16 protein-coding genes are annotated in these 13,933 nt (G+C 43.5%); 7 read left to right on the top strand and 9 right to left on the bottom strand.

Translation table 11 applies throughout. The features are described from left to right. Positions 1 to 17 precede the first annotated feature (17 nt). Positions 18 to 317 (top strand): FtsB family cell division protein, encoded by a 300-nt coding sequence (locus ABHV44_RS05775; RefSeq protein WP_459073715.1) that lies wholly within the window; start codon positions 18 to 20, stop codon positions 315 to 317. Between the two features lie 27 nt (positions 318 to 344). Here ABHV44_RS05775 and ABHV44_RS05770 read toward each other — a convergent pair whose 3' ends face one another. From ABHV44_RS05770 to ychF, 3 genes are read right to left on the bottom strand one after another with little or no spacing between them, the layout of a single operon-like run. Next, complete coding sequence (locus tag ABHV44_RS05770; RefSeq protein ID WP_459073714.1) at positions 345 to 1,022, bottom strand: rhomboid family intramembrane serine protease; 678 nt, start codon at positions 1,020 to 1,022, stop codon at positions 345 to 347. Positions 1,023 to 1,035: 13 nt separating this feature from the next. After that, positions 1,036 to 1,527, bottom strand: a complete 492-nt coding sequence (locus ABHV44_RS05765; RefSeq protein WP_459073713.1) for a YybH family protein — start codon at positions 1,525 to 1,527, stop codon at positions 1,036 to 1,038. Positions 1,528 to 1,531: 4 nt separating this feature from the next. Beyond that, a complete protein-coding gene (gene ychF / locus ABHV44_RS05760) occupies positions 1,532 to 2,629 on the bottom strand; it encodes a redox-regulated ATPase YchF (RefSeq protein WP_459073712.1) in 1,098 nt (365 codons plus the stop codon). Between the two features lie 171 nt (positions 2,630 to 2,800). Between ychF and ABHV44_RS05755 the strand changes: the two genes are divergently transcribed. From ABHV44_RS05755 to ABHV44_RS05745, 3 genes are all read left to right on the top strand, one after another. Continuing rightward, positions 2,801 to 3,646, top strand: coding sequence for a transketolase (locus tag ABHV44_RS05755; RefSeq protein ID WP_459073785.1), 846 nt, complete (start codon positions 2,801 to 2,803; stop codon positions 3,644 to 3,646). Between the two features lie 4 nt (positions 3,647 to 3,650). Continuing rightward, positions 3,651 to 4,604, top strand: coding sequence for a transketolase family protein (locus ABHV44_RS05750; protein ID WP_459073711.1), 954 nt, complete (start codon positions 3,651 to 3,653; stop codon positions 4,602 to 4,604). A 360-nt stretch (positions 4,605 to 4,964) separates the two neighbouring features. Beyond that, positions 4,965 to 5,219, top strand: coding sequence for a hypothetical protein (locus tag ABHV44_RS05745; protein WP_459073710.1), 255 nt, complete (start codon positions 4,965 to 4,967; stop codon positions 5,217 to 5,219). A 441-nt stretch (positions 5,220 to 5,660) separates the two neighbouring features. Here ABHV44_RS05745 and ABHV44_RS05740 read toward each other — a convergent pair whose 3' ends face one another. Beyond that, positions 5,661 to 6,203 carry an LA_2272 family surface repeat-containing protein gene (locus ABHV44_RS05740; RefSeq protein ID WP_459073709.1) on the bottom strand — a complete coding sequence of 181 codons (543 nt, stop codon included), beginning with the start codon at positions 6,201 to 6,203 and terminating at the stop codon, positions 5,661 to 5,663. 327 nt (positions 6,204 to 6,530) lie between these two features. Between ABHV44_RS05740 and typA the strand changes: the two genes are divergently transcribed. Next, positions 6,531 to 8,330 carry a translational GTPase TypA gene (gene typA, locus ABHV44_RS05735; RefSeq protein ID WP_459073708.1) on the top strand — a complete coding sequence of 600 codons (1,800 nt, stop codon included), beginning with the start codon at positions 6,531 to 6,533 and terminating at the stop codon, positions 8,328 to 8,330. Positions 8,331 to 8,391: 61 nt separating this feature from the next. Here the strand turns inward: typA and ABHV44_RS05730 are convergent, their stop codons facing one another. The 3 genes from ABHV44_RS05730 to ABHV44_RS05720 all read right to left on the bottom strand — a co-directional run bounded on the left by ABHV44_RS05730 (position 8,392) and on the right by ABHV44_RS05720 (position 10,391). After that, a complete protein-coding gene (locus ABHV44_RS05730; RefSeq protein ID WP_459073707.1) occupies positions 8,392 to 8,736 on the bottom strand; it encodes a thermonuclease family protein in 345 nt (114 codons plus the stop codon). 143 nt (positions 8,737 to 8,879) lie between these two features. Then, positions 8,880 to 9,770 carry a 4-hydroxy-tetrahydrodipicolinate synthase gene (gene dapA, locus ABHV44_RS05725; protein WP_459073706.1) on the bottom strand — a complete coding sequence of 297 codons (891 nt, stop codon included), beginning with the start codon at positions 9,768 to 9,770 and terminating at the stop codon, positions 8,880 to 8,882. Positions 9,771 to 9,839: 69 nt separating this feature from the next. Next, positions 9,840 to 10,391, bottom strand: a complete 552-nt coding sequence (locus ABHV44_RS05720; protein ID WP_459073705.1) for a DUF6913 domain-containing protein — start codon at positions 10,389 to 10,391, stop codon at positions 9,840 to 9,842. A 145-nt stretch (positions 10,392 to 10,536) separates the two neighbouring features. On the opposite strand from ABHV44_RS05720, the gene ABHV44_RS05715 reads away from it, so the two are divergent. Further along, positions 10,537 to 11,262, top strand: a complete 726-nt coding sequence (locus tag ABHV44_RS05715) for a hypothetical protein (protein WP_459073704.1) — start codon at positions 10,537 to 10,539, stop codon at positions 11,260 to 11,262. Positions 11,263 to 11,361: 99 nt separating this feature from the next. Here ABHV44_RS05715 and ABHV44_RS05710 read toward each other — a convergent pair whose 3' ends face one another. Both ABHV44_RS05710 and ABHV44_RS05705 read right to left on the bottom strand, forming a co-directional pair. Next, the gene (locus ABHV44_RS05710) at positions 11,362 to 11,928 is read right to left on the bottom strand and encodes a type 1 glutamine amidotransferase domain-containing protein (protein ID WP_459073703.1); all 567 of its coding nucleotides are present in this window, start codon (positions 11,926 to 11,928) and stop codon (positions 11,362 to 11,364) included. A 244-nt stretch (positions 11,929 to 12,172) separates the two neighbouring features. Then, a complete protein-coding gene (locus ABHV44_RS05705) occupies positions 12,173 to 12,994 on the bottom strand; it encodes a DUF7282 domain-containing protein (RefSeq protein WP_459073702.1) in 822 nt (273 codons plus the stop codon). A 295-nt stretch (positions 12,995 to 13,289) separates the two neighbouring features. Between ABHV44_RS05705 and ABHV44_RS05700 the strand changes: the two genes are divergently transcribed. Further along, on the top strand, positions 13,290 to 13,808 hold the full coding sequence (locus ABHV44_RS05700; protein ID WP_459073701.1) for a hypothetical protein: 519 nt from the start codon (positions 13,290 to 13,292) through the stop codon (positions 13,806 to 13,808). The last annotated feature ends 125 nt before the right edge of the window (positions 13,809 to 13,933 follow it).

Below are 13,933 nucleotides of genomic sequence, written 5' to 3'. Positions count from 1 at the left end.
CTCGTTATTTTTGGTGCATGAAAATCCCCCGGATTCCGAAATATCTCAAAAACAAGTACAGCATTGCGAGCATCGTCTTTGTGGTTTGGATGCTCTTCTTTCACGATATCGACATTCCATTTATGATAGAAACCAGAAGTGAATTAAATCAGCTTCAGGAACAGAAAGAATGGTACCTGGAGGAAAATAAAAAGGCGAAGGAATCACTAAAGGATTTGACAACAAACAGTCAAACCCTGGAAAAATTCGCCCGAGAAGAGTATTTCATGAAACGTGACAACGAGGATGTTTACGTAATTCGGGAAGAGCAAGATTAATCAAATCCTTCCTCCTTTTTTAACTCATCAAATCCAGGGAATGTATTCCAAAACCTGGCTGAAGAACCTTACCCAGACCTGCGGTTTTAAAACGGTGATGAAAACCAGTCCAAAAAGACCTCCCCAGATGTGGGCATCGTGAGCGATGTTGGTCATGCGGCTTTTCTTCAGATAATACTCGGCAATAAAAAATACAGCACCAGCTACAAATGCCGGCATTGGGATAATAAAAAACAGGCTCAATGGATAAGTCGGTAGAAAGACTATAAAAGCCATGAGAATTGCCGACACCGCTCCTGAAGCACCAAGTGAATTGTAGTTTGGATTATCGCTATGATTTTTGAGTGAGGGCAACGTAGCAAAGGCTACAGCTCCCACATAAAGCAAAATGTAAAAAGCAACTCCGGCTGCACTTCCCCACCAGGGCGTACCTGGAAGCACTCTTTGAAAAACTTCTTCTTGAGTGAAGATAGGCTCGAGCATTTGACCAAACATGTAGAAAATGTACATGTTGAAAAGCAAGTGAATGAAATCGGCATGAATGAGTCCGTGCGATAAAATTCGATAGTACTGCTTTCGATGTTTCACCTGATAGGGATTCATCATAAACTTCAGGAGCAGCTCCTGATTGTTGAAGGCCCTCCAGGAAACCAGTACTGTGATCCCGGTTATGATTAAAGTTATCGGAGCAGTAATGTCATTCATTCAAATTCAATTTTCAGCTTGAGTGATCACTTACGATTTTCCATTCACCCTCGATCTTCTTCCAAACAAGAGAGTAATGCCCAGAAAGATCTCCTTGGGACCGCTCTAAATTCCATTTCCCAATAACGTAAGCGTGTGTACTTGAAAGCTTTTCTATGCTCAGGTTATCAAAGGTCAGTTTACCCATTGCAGCTTTGTCTGGATAAGACTTTCGGTAGTTATCCAGAGTGGTTTGCCAGCCGTGATTCACTCCGCTTCTTCCGATAAAAGCTAACGAGTCGCTTTGCCAGTAGTGTTGCATGAAAGCCTCAAGGTCTCCTGAGCTCCAGGCTTCCTCCTGCTCGGTCATCAGACGATTGATTTCTACAGCAATTTGCTCTTCTGATTGTTCCACTCCTCTCGCCTCTGCTTTTTCTACTGGTTCCTGAGACTCACCTTTGTCGGGTGAAGAGCAGCTGAAAGTCAGAATGGTCAGACTTAAAATGAGAGCTTGAAAAATTTTCATTGTTCTACACATTAAACCTGAAATGCATGATGTCGCCATCCTGCACAACGTACTCCTTCCCTTCTACTCCCATTTTTCCAGCATCTTTCACAGCGCTCTCAGAACCGAGGGATACGTAGTCGTTGTACTTCATCACTTCAGCGCGAATGAATCCTTTCTCAAAGTCTGTGTGGATCACACCAGCAGCTTGAGGAGCTGTGAAGCCTTCTTTTATCGTCCAGGCTCTAACCTCTTTCACACCAGCGGTAAAGTATGTTTGAAGCTTGAGTAGCTTGTAGGCGGTGCGAATGAGTTTTGCAACTCCTGGTTCGTCAAGTCCCAGCTCATCCAAAAATTCCTTTCTCTCCTCATAAGTTTCGAGCTCTGCGATGTCGGCTTCAATGGCAGCTCCAATAGTGAGCACTTCGGCATCTTCATCTTTTACAGCTTCTTTTACCTGATCAACGTATTTGTTTCCGTCTTTCACAGAACCTTCGTCAACGTTACAGAGGTAGAGAATCGGCTTTGAAGTCAGCAGCTGCAAATCTTTCATCAAAGGCTTTTCGCTTTCTTCGAGATCGATCACACGAGCACTTTTCCCTTCCTCAAGCGTCTTGATGACTCTCGAATAAAACTCGTGAATTCTCTTCGCCTCTTTGTCTCCAGTTTTGGCAGCTTTCTCAACTTTTGCGATGCGGCCTTCCATCGTTTCAAGATCTTTCAATTGAAGCTCAGTATCGATCACTTCCTTGTCGCGAACCGGGTCTACAGAACCGTCAACGTGAACAACGTTTCCATCGTCAAAGCAGCGAAGCACGTGAATGATGGCATCCGTTTCACGAATATTCCCGAGAAATTTGTTTCCAAGTCCCTCACCTTTGCTGGCACCTTTCACCAGTCCGGCAATATCTACGATTTCGATGGTAGTGGGCACCACTCGCTCTGGAGTCACCAGGTCTGCCAGTTTGTTCAATCGAGGGTCTGGAACAGTAATAGTCCCAACGTTTGGGTCGATTGTACAAAAAGGAAAGTTGGCCGATTGCGCTTTGGCATTCGACAAGCAATTAAACAAGGTCGATTTACCGACATTTGGCAATCCGACAATTCCGCATTTTAAAGCCATATAAAAGAGGTTGAAATTTCGGGCGCAAAGATACATTTTTAAAGGCAGGCAGAAAGACCAAATCGAGCCAGTTTCAAAAAGTGGATTTTCTCAAAAGTTTTAAACATTTGCAGCCGTAGACAAATGAGACTTCTATTTTTGCAGCACACAAAAATCGACAGACTCTTCGATATGAAATCTACTGAAGAACTCCGAACCATTTGCTCACAAGTGAGGCGAGACATCGTTAGAATGGTGCACGGAGCAAGTTCCGGTCACCCGGGTGGTTCTCTTGGATGTGTTGAATATTTCGTAACGCTTTATTTCGACATCCTCCGCCACAACTCAAAGAATTTTACAATTGACGGCAAAGACGAGGATTTGTTTTTCCTCAGCAACGGCCACATTTCACCGGTTTGGTACAGCGTGCTTGCCCGAAGCGGTTATTTTGATGTTGAAGAGCTAAAGACTTTTCGAAAAATTGACTCCAGATTGCAAGGTCACCCTACTCCAGAAGAAGGCCTTCCTGGAATTCGTGTTGCCTCCGGATCGCTCGGTCAGGGACTCAGTGTTGCACTCGGTGCTGCTGAGACTAAAAGAATGAATGGCGACAAAAAGCTCATCTACAGTCTTCACGGTGATGGAGAAATGCAGGAAGGTCAGATTTGGGAAGCGGCCATGTACGCAGCTCATCACAAAGTTGATAACATCATTTCTACCATCGACTACAACGGCCAGCAAATTGACGGTCCTGTAGATGAAGTGATGAGCCTCGGAGATCTTCGCCAGAAATGGCAAGCCTTCGGTTGGGACGTTTTAACCATGGACGGAAACAATATCCACAGCGTGAAAGACATTCTCGGCCAGGCCAAGTCGATGACCGGCAAAGGTCGTCCAGTCATGATTTTGATGACTACCGTGATGGGCCAGGGAGTTGACTTTATGGAAGGAACGCACAAGTGGCACGGAGTAGCTCCGGATGACGACCAACTCAAAGAAGCACTTTCACAACTTGAAGAAACAATAGGCGATTACTAGGATCATGAAAGAGTACAAAGAATTAGGAAAGAAAGACACTCGTTCCGGATTTGGTGACGGATTGTTGGAACTTGGAAAGAAAAATGAAAACGTTGTTGGGCTTTGTGCCGACCTCACGGGGTCGCTCAAGATGAACGCGTTTCAAGATGCTTTTCCCGATCGCTTTTTCCAGGTGGGAATTGCCGAGGCTAACATGATGGGTCTTGCTGCCGGAATGACCATTGGTGGTAAAATTCCTTTCACCGGAACTTTCGCCAATTTTTCGACCGGCCGTGTTTACGATCAAATCCGTCAGTCGATTGCCTATTCAGAAAAGAACGTAAAGATTTGTGCCAGTCATGCTGGAATAACTCTGGGAGAAGACGGTGCCACACACCAAATTCTAGAAGACATCGGGATGATGTGCATGTTACCGAACATGACCGTAATTAATCCTTGCGACTACAATCAAACCAAGGCTGCAACTCTAGCGATTGCGGATCATGAAGGTCCAGTTTACTTGCGGTTTGGAAGACCCAAAGTGCCGATATTTATTCCTGAAGATCAAAAATTTGAAATCGGAAAAGCGCTTCAGCTGACTGAAGGCTCAGATGTAACGATTTTCGCTACGGGCCACCTCGTTTGGGAATCGCTCGAAGCAGCTAAAGAATTAAACAAAAAAGGAATCTCTGCGGAAGTAATCAACATCCACACGATCAAGCCACTTGATGTGGAAGCTGTAGTAAACTCAGCCAGGAAAACCGGTGCTGTTGTGACTGCTGAGGAGCACCAAATCATCGGTGGACTTGGTGGAATGATCGCTCAGACCTTGAGCAGCCACGCCCCTACTCCAATTGAATTTGTGGGAGTAAACGACAAATTTGGAGAAAGCGGAAAACCACACGAGCTCATGGCCAAGTACGGTCTCGATGCAGCGCACGTGGCAAAAGCTTGCGAAAAGGTGGTGAAGAGGAAATAGTACCGAGAGAAAATAATTCAAAGCCGGATGTCATGCTGAACTTTTTTCAGTATCTATCCGGCTTTTTGTTTGCAAATCGTTCAGGAATGTGAAGTCCTGAAAGGACGCCAGCTTTCAACAAAGGGTAAAACCCTTTGTATGAGGCACCCTACTGCAAGGCCGAGTCCTGAAAGGACGATATCATATCCTCCTGACCCCAAAATTTCCTGATGTCGCTCCTTTTAGGGCTCAATCCAAAATAGACTTCAATTTCATGAGCTGCGCTTCGCAAAACTCTAATAGATGTTGCCCTTTTAGGGCTATTTTTTTTACAGATAATTCTTTAACTTCGAAAGAATTACAAACTAAAAACTAGAAGTCATGAAGAATTTCTCATTCATTTTAGCCAGTGCCATTTTCGTGTTGGGTTGCACAAGTACCATCAATTCGGACCAGTTGGCAGAAAAGAAGGAAATTGAATCAATCACCTACCGCATTCAGAAAGATGACTTGATGAAAGAGTTTGGTGCTTACTACGATTCGGAATACTCTAAGAAAAATCATGAAGTGGTGATCTGCAATGTAAACGATGAGGAGTATGAAATCACCTTCACGGAATTTGAGAAAGAAGATTAAAACATTTAAAAGCGTTCTTTTAGATCAACTTCAGACAACAAATGTTTGAAGACCAACAGTTGCTACCATCAGGCGAAGGGTTATTGCAAGCTAAGCTAACTTTATAGTCCAGTCCTGAAAGGACGTCAGCCTACAACAATGGGTAAAACCCTTTGATAATAGAACCTAACTATTCACATGAGCCCCGAAGGGGCGACATCAAAATAACCTAAGTCTGTAATTAATTGACACCGCCCCTTCAGGGCTTACTTGTCTTTCAGAATTGTTTTCGTGAGATGTGCTTCGCACAACTCTGATGAATGACGCCCTTTCAGGGCTCGAGGAATTGATATTCCTAATGAACAGAATTACTAAAAGGTATAAATAATTCTACGGTTTTACCCCCATCAACTTATTCAGGCTTTTCATAAACCGTGTTGAAAAAAACGTCAGTGCGGTTTTTTAGTCTTTAAAGTTCCAGTTTATGAAAGGTAATGATCTTTTCTCATTAACATTCCATAGCCCAAACTGGAAGCCGCGAGTGATCTCAGAGTTATTGAAAAGCCCTATTTGAATCCCTTTTAGATCAAACGCTTTATTACCTAGTAAACTCATTTGTATTCCGTGGCAAATAATTGCATTGTTGTATGCTCCGGAGAGTTGCACTCCAGATATTTTACCTGAAATTCTGCTATTAACACCTGTTATTTGCACTCCTTGAACAAAATCTATGTATTGAGCTAATCCTCCTAATGAAACACCATTTACGCGTAGATCATCAATTGTTCCGAAAAGTGAAATGTTAAAACCGTTTACTTGATTCTTGGTCCTTCGTACAGGGTTGTCAATTAAACTGGCATGTGTGGCAGAGTCTTCTGAAATAGTATTCGAATTCAAAAAACCTACACCAACTCCCAACCCAAGGATTTCAACCTTCAAACCATTCACAGTACTATTGCAGCTGTCTTTCTGTAGGTCCCCTAAACCAATTGCAATACCGTGCACTGTCTCAAATCGTGAAGGAAAATACCAAACAGGCGCTATCCAGTTTAGACAATTCGTGTCCGATGAATCAGCCTTTGAAAGTGTAAGTGAATCAGATTGAGCTACCAACAAATTGCTCAAAACAAGACTAAGGCACAGAACAAGTAGTTTGAACAGTTTTATCACAACAGATGCAAATTATCTTTCCCGTCCAAGATACATCAAAGCTTGAATCTATATAGGGCAAATACCTAACTTCCTGTAGTTGCATTATTAAAACGTTAAAAGCCATTCTCACACGAGAGAAATAACGTACTTTTGCGCACATTTTTAAAACGAGTAAACAGCATGCAACAATTGCGAAATATTGCCATCATCGCCCACGTAGACCACGGGAAAACAACGTTGGTGGACAAAATGCTCCTGGCCGGTAAGCTTTTTAGCGACCACGAAGCTCCGGGAGAATTGATCATGGACAACAACGACATCGAGAAAGAGCGTGGAATCACCATCCTCTCGAAAAACGTTTCCATGAACTGGAAAGACACTAAAATCAATATCATAGACACCCCGGGTCACAGTGACTTTGGTGGTGAAGTGGAAAGGGTTTTGAACATGACTGACGGTGTGATTCTGTTGGTTGATGCGTTCGAAGGCCCTATGCCACAAACGCGCTTTGTACTTCAAAAAGCAATCGAACTTGGATTGAAGCCTATCGTTGTTATCAACAAGGTAGACAAGCCAAACTGTACACCAGACGAGGTTCACGAATTGGTTTTCGAACTGATGTTTAACCTCGAGGCTTCAGAAGATCAGTTGGATTTCCCAACAATCTACGGTTCTGCCAAGCAAGGTTGGATGAGCACAGATTGGAAAGAGCCAAAAGAAGACATTTCCGCTTTGATGGATGCCATTGTGGAGCACATCCCAGAACCAAAAGTTTCTGAAGGAACTCCGCAAATGCTGATCACATCTCTCGACTACTCTCAGTATATCGGCCGAATTGCCGTTGGAAGACTGAGCCGTGGAGAGCTCAAGACAGGTCAACCGGTTTCTCTTTGCAAGCGCGAAGGAGGAGTTGTGAAATCAAAAATCAAAGAGCTTTACATTTTTGAAGGCCTTGGTAAAAAGAAAGTTGAGTCGATCAAAGCCGGAGAAATCTGCGCAGTAGTTGGACTCGAAGGATTCGACATCGGTGACAGCATTGCTGACTTCGAAAACCCTGAAGCTCTTGGCGGAATCAAAATCGATGAGCCTACAATGAGCATGACCTTTACGGTGAACGATTCTCCTTTTTTCGGAAAAGAAGGAAAGTTCGTGACTTCTCGTCACCTCAAAGAAAGATTAGAAAAAGAGCTTGAAAAAAACCTGGCCCTTCGTGTGGAGCCAACCAGCTCTGCCGACACTTTCACTGTTTTTGGCCGTGGCGTACTTCACCTCTCTGTTTTGATCGAAACGATGAGACGTGAAGGCTACGAACTGCAAATTGGTCAGCCTCAGGTAATCATCAAAGAAATTGACGGTATGAAATGCGAGCCTGTTGAGGAACTCGACATTGACCTTCCAGACGAAGTTTCTGGAAAGGCGATTGAAATGGTGACGCAGAGAAAAGGTGAAATGCTCAGCATGGTGCCTAAAGGAGACCGCATGAAGTTGCAGTTCGAAATTCCATCTCGCGGAATCATCGGATTGAGAAACCAGCTTCTTACAGCCACTGCCGGTGAGGCGATTATGTCGCACCGATTTAAGGAATTCCAGCCTCACAAGGGTGTTATTCCAGAAAGAATGAACGGCTCTATTATCAGCATGGAAACCGGAAAATCGATTCCTTTCAGTTTGAACAACCTAAAAGATCGTGGTACTTTCTTCATCCCTCCTAACGAAGACATTTACGAAGGTCAGGTGATTGGAGAAAACTCGCGCCAGGGAGACATGACAGTGAACGTTACCAAAACGAAAAAGCTCACTAACATGCGATCTTCTGGAGCCGATGATAAAGTGAAGCTCGCTCCTCCGAGAGAGTTTTCACTGGAAGAAGCCTTGGAATACATCCAGGGTGATGAGTATGTGGAAGTAACTCCTAACTCACTTCGTATCAGAAAGATTTACCTCAAAGAGCATGAGCGAAAGAAAGTCGCTAAAGTGTAAAAGCAATAAAGAAGCCGTCTGGAGAAATTCAGACGGCTTTTGTTTTTAGAGAAGCTCGGTATCAATATGTTCCTGCATGTCCTTTATCCAGCAGTTCGTCATTGAGGCTGATGTTTGAATCATCAAAAATGATCACACCGATGAATCTGCCGTAAACTCCCGGAAGCTTGTCAGTGCGAATGAGAAATTCTCCTCCGTTCTGGGCAAATCGCTCTTCGACAAATTCTTTTGCAGCCTGGCCTTTTTTGTATTCCTCGGACTCTTTTTTCTGACGGTAAATTTCTGGCGTGTCGATTCCTTTTAACCGGATTCGCTGCTCAGTTTTCATGCGAAATCCGAGGTCGATTTCAACATCGATGGTGTCTCCATCCACCACTCTTCGAAGTTTTCCTTTGTATTCGTACATGGCTAAAGAATTAAGTGATTTAATTGGAGGTAAAATTATGTATTCCAGACAAATAAAAAAGTCGGAGGTCCTGAAGATGTCATCCTGAACTTGTTTCAGGATCTCTTCAGGACTTCCGACTTTTATAGACAAAGGTTGTTTGCCTAAACTTCCATCAGGTCTCTTTCTTTCATCAGTTTTGTCAGCCTATCCTTCACTGTAGAAGAAACAGGCACAAGTGGCAACCTCAAGTGGTTTTCGCAGAGGCCTTTAATCTGAAGTGCCTCTTTCACTCCTCCGGGGTTTCCATCGGCAAAGAGCTGACCGATGACATCGAGCAACTGGTAGTGGTACTTTCGCGCAGTTTCGAAGTCGCCTTCAAGCGATTTATGAACCATGGCCGAGTACTCTTTTGGAAAAGCGTTTCCAACAACGGAAATAACTCCATCGGCTCCAGCTGCAATGAACGGGAGCGTTAGTGCGTCTTCACCTGAAATCACCAGGAAATCGGCAGGTTTTCCCTGAATGATATCCATCACCTGATCGATATCTCCACTGGCTTCTTTCACACCCACGATATTTTCAAAATTCTGCGCAAGCCTCAAAGTCGTTTCAGCTTTCACGTTGCTGGCTGTTCGCCCTGGAACGTTGTAGAGAATGATTGGAAGATCGGTCGCTTCAGCCAGCATTTTATAATGCTGGTAAATGCCTTCCTGAGTTGGTTTGTTGTAGTTCGGACTTGCACTGAGAATGCCATCAACACCTGAGAAATCAAAGGTCTTGAGCGTTTCTACGAGAGCAGCTGTGTTGTTTCCTCCCACACCGTAAACGATGGGTAGCTTGCCGTTATTCACCTTCATTACCGTGTCGAGCACCTGGCGCTTTTCTTCTGGCTTAAGCGTTGCTGCTTCGCCAGTTGTTCCCTGCACCACGAGGTAATCCACTCCACCATCAATCAAAGTTTGAGTGATTCTCTTCAGCGCTTCAAAATCAATTTCCTTATTGGCTTTAAACGGAGTCACCATGGCCACTCCAAGGCCTTTGAACGTATTCATATCGAGATCTTTTAGATTCAAAAATTTGGATGCTGCAAGTTGTAAAAATCTCCTTAGTTGAGCACAACTTTACTGAAACGAAAAGTTGGAAAGGTAGTGATCTACTTGATGAAGAAACTCATCGATGTTGTCGCGACCTTCGAGGTTGAGTACGATGTCGCAGTGCTTCGCTCCGGGAGTGTGGTGCTTACCTACTTTCATTCCGGCTTGTGATTCAGCCAGCGCAAACTCCATTGGTAAGGATTTTTCAAACACCAAGTCAATGAGGATATCGTACGGTTTCTTTAGGATTTTATCTACTGCTCCCTGAGGTTTGCAATACCAGTTAAGGTCATTGCGGCAGAAAAACTCGATTTCGAGTTGATGTTTTTGGTAGTGTGGAAGGTTCTTTTCGGCAAAGTCAGCATAACCAAGCGCCAGAACATCGCGCATACCGTACTCTTCTTTGAGGTGTTGAACGTATCGCTTTACCTTTTTGTAGTAGTCTTCGCCCTGATCGAGGTACAAAATCAAGACGCTCTGACCTTGAGTGAAATTGGATCCCTTTCGCTTCCTCTTCCACTCTCCTCGATTTAGGAAATACCTTCCTGCTTTCTTCTTTATGCTCTGTAATAACGCCATGTTGATTGCCGGCTAAAATAAAAATTTAGAGCTGTCAATGAATAGCCGTGTGACTTAGTGAAATCCAAAAAATACTAACACCACTCAGCCGGACTAAACCATTTTTTGGGGTTTTTCGTTAAAGAATTAATAAACACCTGAAAGCATGGCTATTAAATCTCTTCAACCCGACTGGCTCACTTCTGGAGTTCACGACTTTGAGTACAAGCAGTATTTACTTTTGGCTTATCTGCAGTACGTGAAAGAACACTTCGATCAGGCCAGACTCTACCCGCCTTTGGCTGAACTTGTGAGTCACTACAATCATCTTATGGAACTCAAGCAAAACCAGGATAAGCTGGCATCCCTTTTCCCGAAGTCGCTCAGTGAAATCGACCTCAAGGATTTGAAGATGCACTACAAGGAGCTGGTGGAGGATGATGAATCTCTAAAAATCGTGAGGGACCTCATGGAGTTTAGCATTCCCAGGCTACGCTCAATGATTGACGAAGGAAGAGACATTTATCAATTTGTAGAAGAGAATGTGGAGTTGGATACTGTCGGCTTGTTACCGATGTACAGGAATGAAGGTTATTTCTTTCTCGAGGAAGAAAAGAACAGTGAAATATTCATTTACCGCTACCAGCTGTCACTCATAGAAGCGACTGAGGAAACTTACCGCTCTTTGAAAACTATGTTGATTCAAAAAGAGAAGAAAAGTATTGCCCGAACGCTGTCACAAGTGAAAATGGAACTGACGAAGAAATTCACTGAACTCCCAAATCCGGCAACCTACGTTTTTCGCTCTGCTCTGAAGTTTCCGCTTAACGAAACTGTACTTCCCGTAGCCAAAAGAATTTTAATCCGGGAAATTAAACCTTCAGCTGCTTAAAAATGAAAAAGGCCCAGAGCCAGCTCAACCAAACTAAAGCTGTACTCCAGACCTTTTTGCTATACAAAAGTCCTCGAATAATTGAGGAGGGTGTGTGTCTTAGACAGTTTTCTGCTCTTCGTGCACTCCTTCAGCAAACTCCTCAAGCATTTTATTGCAAAATGCTTCCATGTCTTCTGGTGAGCGACTTGTGGTCAATCCTTCATCCACCACAACTTCTTTGTCTACCCAGCGAGCGCCTGCATTTTTCAGGTCGGTCTTGATAGATGGAAAAGATGTCATTTCTCTGCCATTGAGCGCGTCAGTCTCTATCAAGAGCTGTGGCGCATGGCAAATAGCAGCGATTGGTTTACCGTCTTCAAAAAATGATTTAGTGAATTCTACTGCTTTCTCATTTCTGCGAAGCTTGTCTGGATTGATTACTCCTCCAGGCAGCATCAGTCCGTTGTAGTCAGAGGCCACTACGCTGTCTACCGTCTTGTCCACTTTGAAGGAATCGCCCCAATTGGTGCTGTCCCATCCTTTGATCTCTCCAGACTCTTCGGAAATCACGTGAACTTCGGCACCTGCTTCTTCCAATTTCTGTTTTGGGGTTGTGAATTCGACCTGTTCAAATCCGTCTGTCGCCAAAATGGCTATTTTCTTTCCGCTTAAATCGTAACTCATTTTTTAAAATAGTTTTTAGGGTTCAACTTGTTGTCTCGATGAAGTGAGAAATGCGTGCCAGCAGAATCGAGACCGACTTGAACTCAGGACCAGCAGTCATTTGAGTCGATTTTCAAGAGTGCTTACTCTGGAGGATTGTGGAGAATCGTACAGTTTTCTGTAAACGATTTAACACAAAAAAACCGGCACCTTTTAACAAGATGCCGGACAAAGTGCCTCTACTTTGATTTTACTCTAACCTTAATTACTGAACAGTAATTTCTGTAACAATTATATTCGATTCACTGAATCCAAACACTTCAGGAACGTCTACTCCCGGGAAGTTATATTCTCCCAGCGGACCTTCATCGATGTGAAGCATAGGGAATAAGCTCTGGCCAGTGTTGTAAGTAACTTCGTCATCGAGTTCAATTACCACATCGTTATTCATACCTGCTTGCACGGCTGTTTTACCAACGATGCCTGGAAGTTCAATTTCTCCTCCCATTTCATTGTGGACTACAATCCAACCGTCTACGGCTGCATTCACCTGGTCGATTGTGATTGTGTTGTTCATTACAGGCTGATTTTGAACTTCGATAGAAGTAGACATGATTGTGATAGGTGAAGTCACAACGTTTCCATCAGAATCGAGGATTGGTCCGTCTTCACCGCTGTTTCCATCAAATTCATAAACTCCTTCTACACCAGTGTCGGTGTGAAGCATAATCCAGATGTCATCACCGCTTTCGAATTCAGCTGTTTGCTCGAGAGCAACTTTCACATCTGTAGAAGTACCTGCTTCCACAAACTTAGGAGTAGAAATGATTCCGGGAACTACTGGTCCACCGTTGCCATTGTCTGCGTGGATCACCACCCAACCGTCTTCACTCATAGTGATTGATTCAACAACCACCATGTTTTGTGAAAGACGCTGGTCCATTGCTTCGAAACTACCTGTTGGATCATCGCTTTCTTCCATCATCTCCTCCTCCATGTCATCTTCGTCATCTTTTTCGCAAGATGAGAGACCTAAAACGAGTAGTGAGGCAAAAGCGATTAGACTAAATAATTTAAAATTCTTCATAAACTGCATTGATTTCATAATTCTTGTTTTTTGGGGTTTTTAAAATTCAACTTGCCCAGACTTACGAACTAAATCTCCGACTGGATTTTTTCAATCCGACTTTTTTCGAATATCACTTTGTTGTGGATTAAATGGATAATCCTCAATTCGATTGTAGACTTTGATCTACACAGAGCCTCAATTCCAGAAGTCGAAACTTTTTGGTTTTGGCGTACTACAAAGAATTTCAGCGGAATAAAAAAATCACGGTGATGAGGAACGCGAATTGATTGTGAATAGAAAAACACAGTCAAGAATGAAGAGTCAATTATCAGTTTACTTTATCGGAATTCTATTTTTTATGCTCGTTGGAGCTGACGCAGCTCAAGCTCAGTACAACGGAACAGCATTAGGAATTAGAGGTGGCGCACGAGGTGGCCTTACCATAAAAGGAATGGGTAAAGGTCCAGGAGCAATTGAAGGAATTGTCGGTTTTTACCCTAACAGTCTCAATGTGACTGTCCTTTGGGAGCACTACCAAAATGCATTTGATGTGCAAAACCTTTATTGGTACTACGGCCTTGGAGGTCACGCTGCGTTTTACAACACTCTGAACAATGGACGATATCCACGTTGGTATGGCGATGCAGCATTTGATGACACTGGTATTGGATTGGGAGTAGATGCCATTTTAGGTCTGGAGTATTTGATCCAGACAGAACTCCCTTTCGATCTCGCAGTGAGTGTAGACGCCATTCCATTTTTGGAGGTTAACACTGCCGGTGGAGCCTACTTTTGGGTCGATCCCGGATTGGGAGTTAAAGTCGTTTTTTAAAAAATCATAAGAAGACCATTTTTCAAAAGCCTTCATGCTCATCGAGCTGGAGGCTTTTTTTTGTTGATCTTAAATTTTGTCAAATACCTGCGCCTTCACCGGGGTTTTCGGTAGATCACCTAGAA

The sequence above is a fragment of the Halocola ammonii genome, assembly GCF_049334165.1.
GTDB lineage: Bacteria > Bacteroidota > Bacteroidia > Flavobacteriales_D > Sanyastnellaceae > JBEGHD01.
The sequence above is the reverse complement of the archived record's forward strand: the minus strand, read 5'-3'. Positions and strand labels throughout refer to the sequence as shown.

Coding starts and splice junctions, on each gene's coding strand:
- ABHV44_RS05775 (WP_459073715.1), top strand. CDS start 18: ATGAAAATCCCCCGGATTCCGAAATATCTCAAAAACAAGTACAGCATT.
- ABHV44_RS05770 (WP_459073714.1), bottom strand. CDS start 1,022: ATGAATGACATTACTGCTCCGATAACTTTAATCATAACCGGGATCACA.
- ABHV44_RS05765 (WP_459073713.1), bottom strand. CDS start 1,527: ATGAAAATTTTTCAAGCTCTCATTTTAAGTCTGACCATTCTGACTTTC.
- ychF (WP_459073712.1), bottom strand. CDS start 2,629: ATGGCTTTAAAATGCGGAATTGTCGGATTGCCAAATGTCGGTAAATCG.
- ABHV44_RS05755 (WP_459073785.1), top strand. CDS start 2,801: ATGAAATCTACTGAAGAACTCCGAACCATTTGCTCACAAGTGAGGCGA.
- ABHV44_RS05750 (WP_459073711.1), top strand. CDS start 3,651: ATGAAAGAGTACAAAGAATTAGGAAAGAAAGACACTCGTTCCGGATTT.
- ABHV44_RS05745 (WP_459073710.1), top strand. CDS start 4,965: ATGAAGAATTTCTCATTCATTTTAGCCAGTGCCATTTTCGTGTTGGGT.
- typA (WP_459073708.1), top strand. CDS start 6,531: ATGCAACAATTGCGAAATATTGCCATCATCGCCCACGTAGACCACGGG.
- ABHV44_RS05730 (WP_459073707.1), bottom strand. CDS start 8,736: ATGTACGAATACAAAGGAAAACTTCGAAGAGTGGTGGATGGAGACACC.
- dapA (WP_459073706.1), bottom strand. CDS start 9,770: ATGAATACGTTCAAAGGCCTTGGAGTGGCCATGGTGACTCCGTTTAAA.
- ABHV44_RS05720 (WP_459073705.1), bottom strand. CDS start 10,391: ATGGCGTTATTACAGAGCATAAAGAAGAAAGCAGGAAGGTATTTCCTA.
- ABHV44_RS05715 (WP_459073704.1), top strand. CDS start 10,537: ATGGCTATTAAATCTCTTCAACCCGACTGGCTCACTTCTGGAGTTCAC.
- ABHV44_RS05710 (WP_459073703.1), bottom strand. CDS start 11,928: ATGAGTTACGATTTAAGCGGAAAGAAAATAGCCATTTTGGCGACAGAC.
- ABHV44_RS05705 (WP_459073702.1), bottom strand. CDS start 12,994: ATGAAGAATTTTAAATTATTTAGTCTAATCGCTTTTGCCTCACTACTC.
- ABHV44_RS05700 (WP_459073701.1), top strand. CDS start 13,290: ATGAAGAGTCAATTATCAGTTTACTTTATCGGAATTCTATTTTTTATG.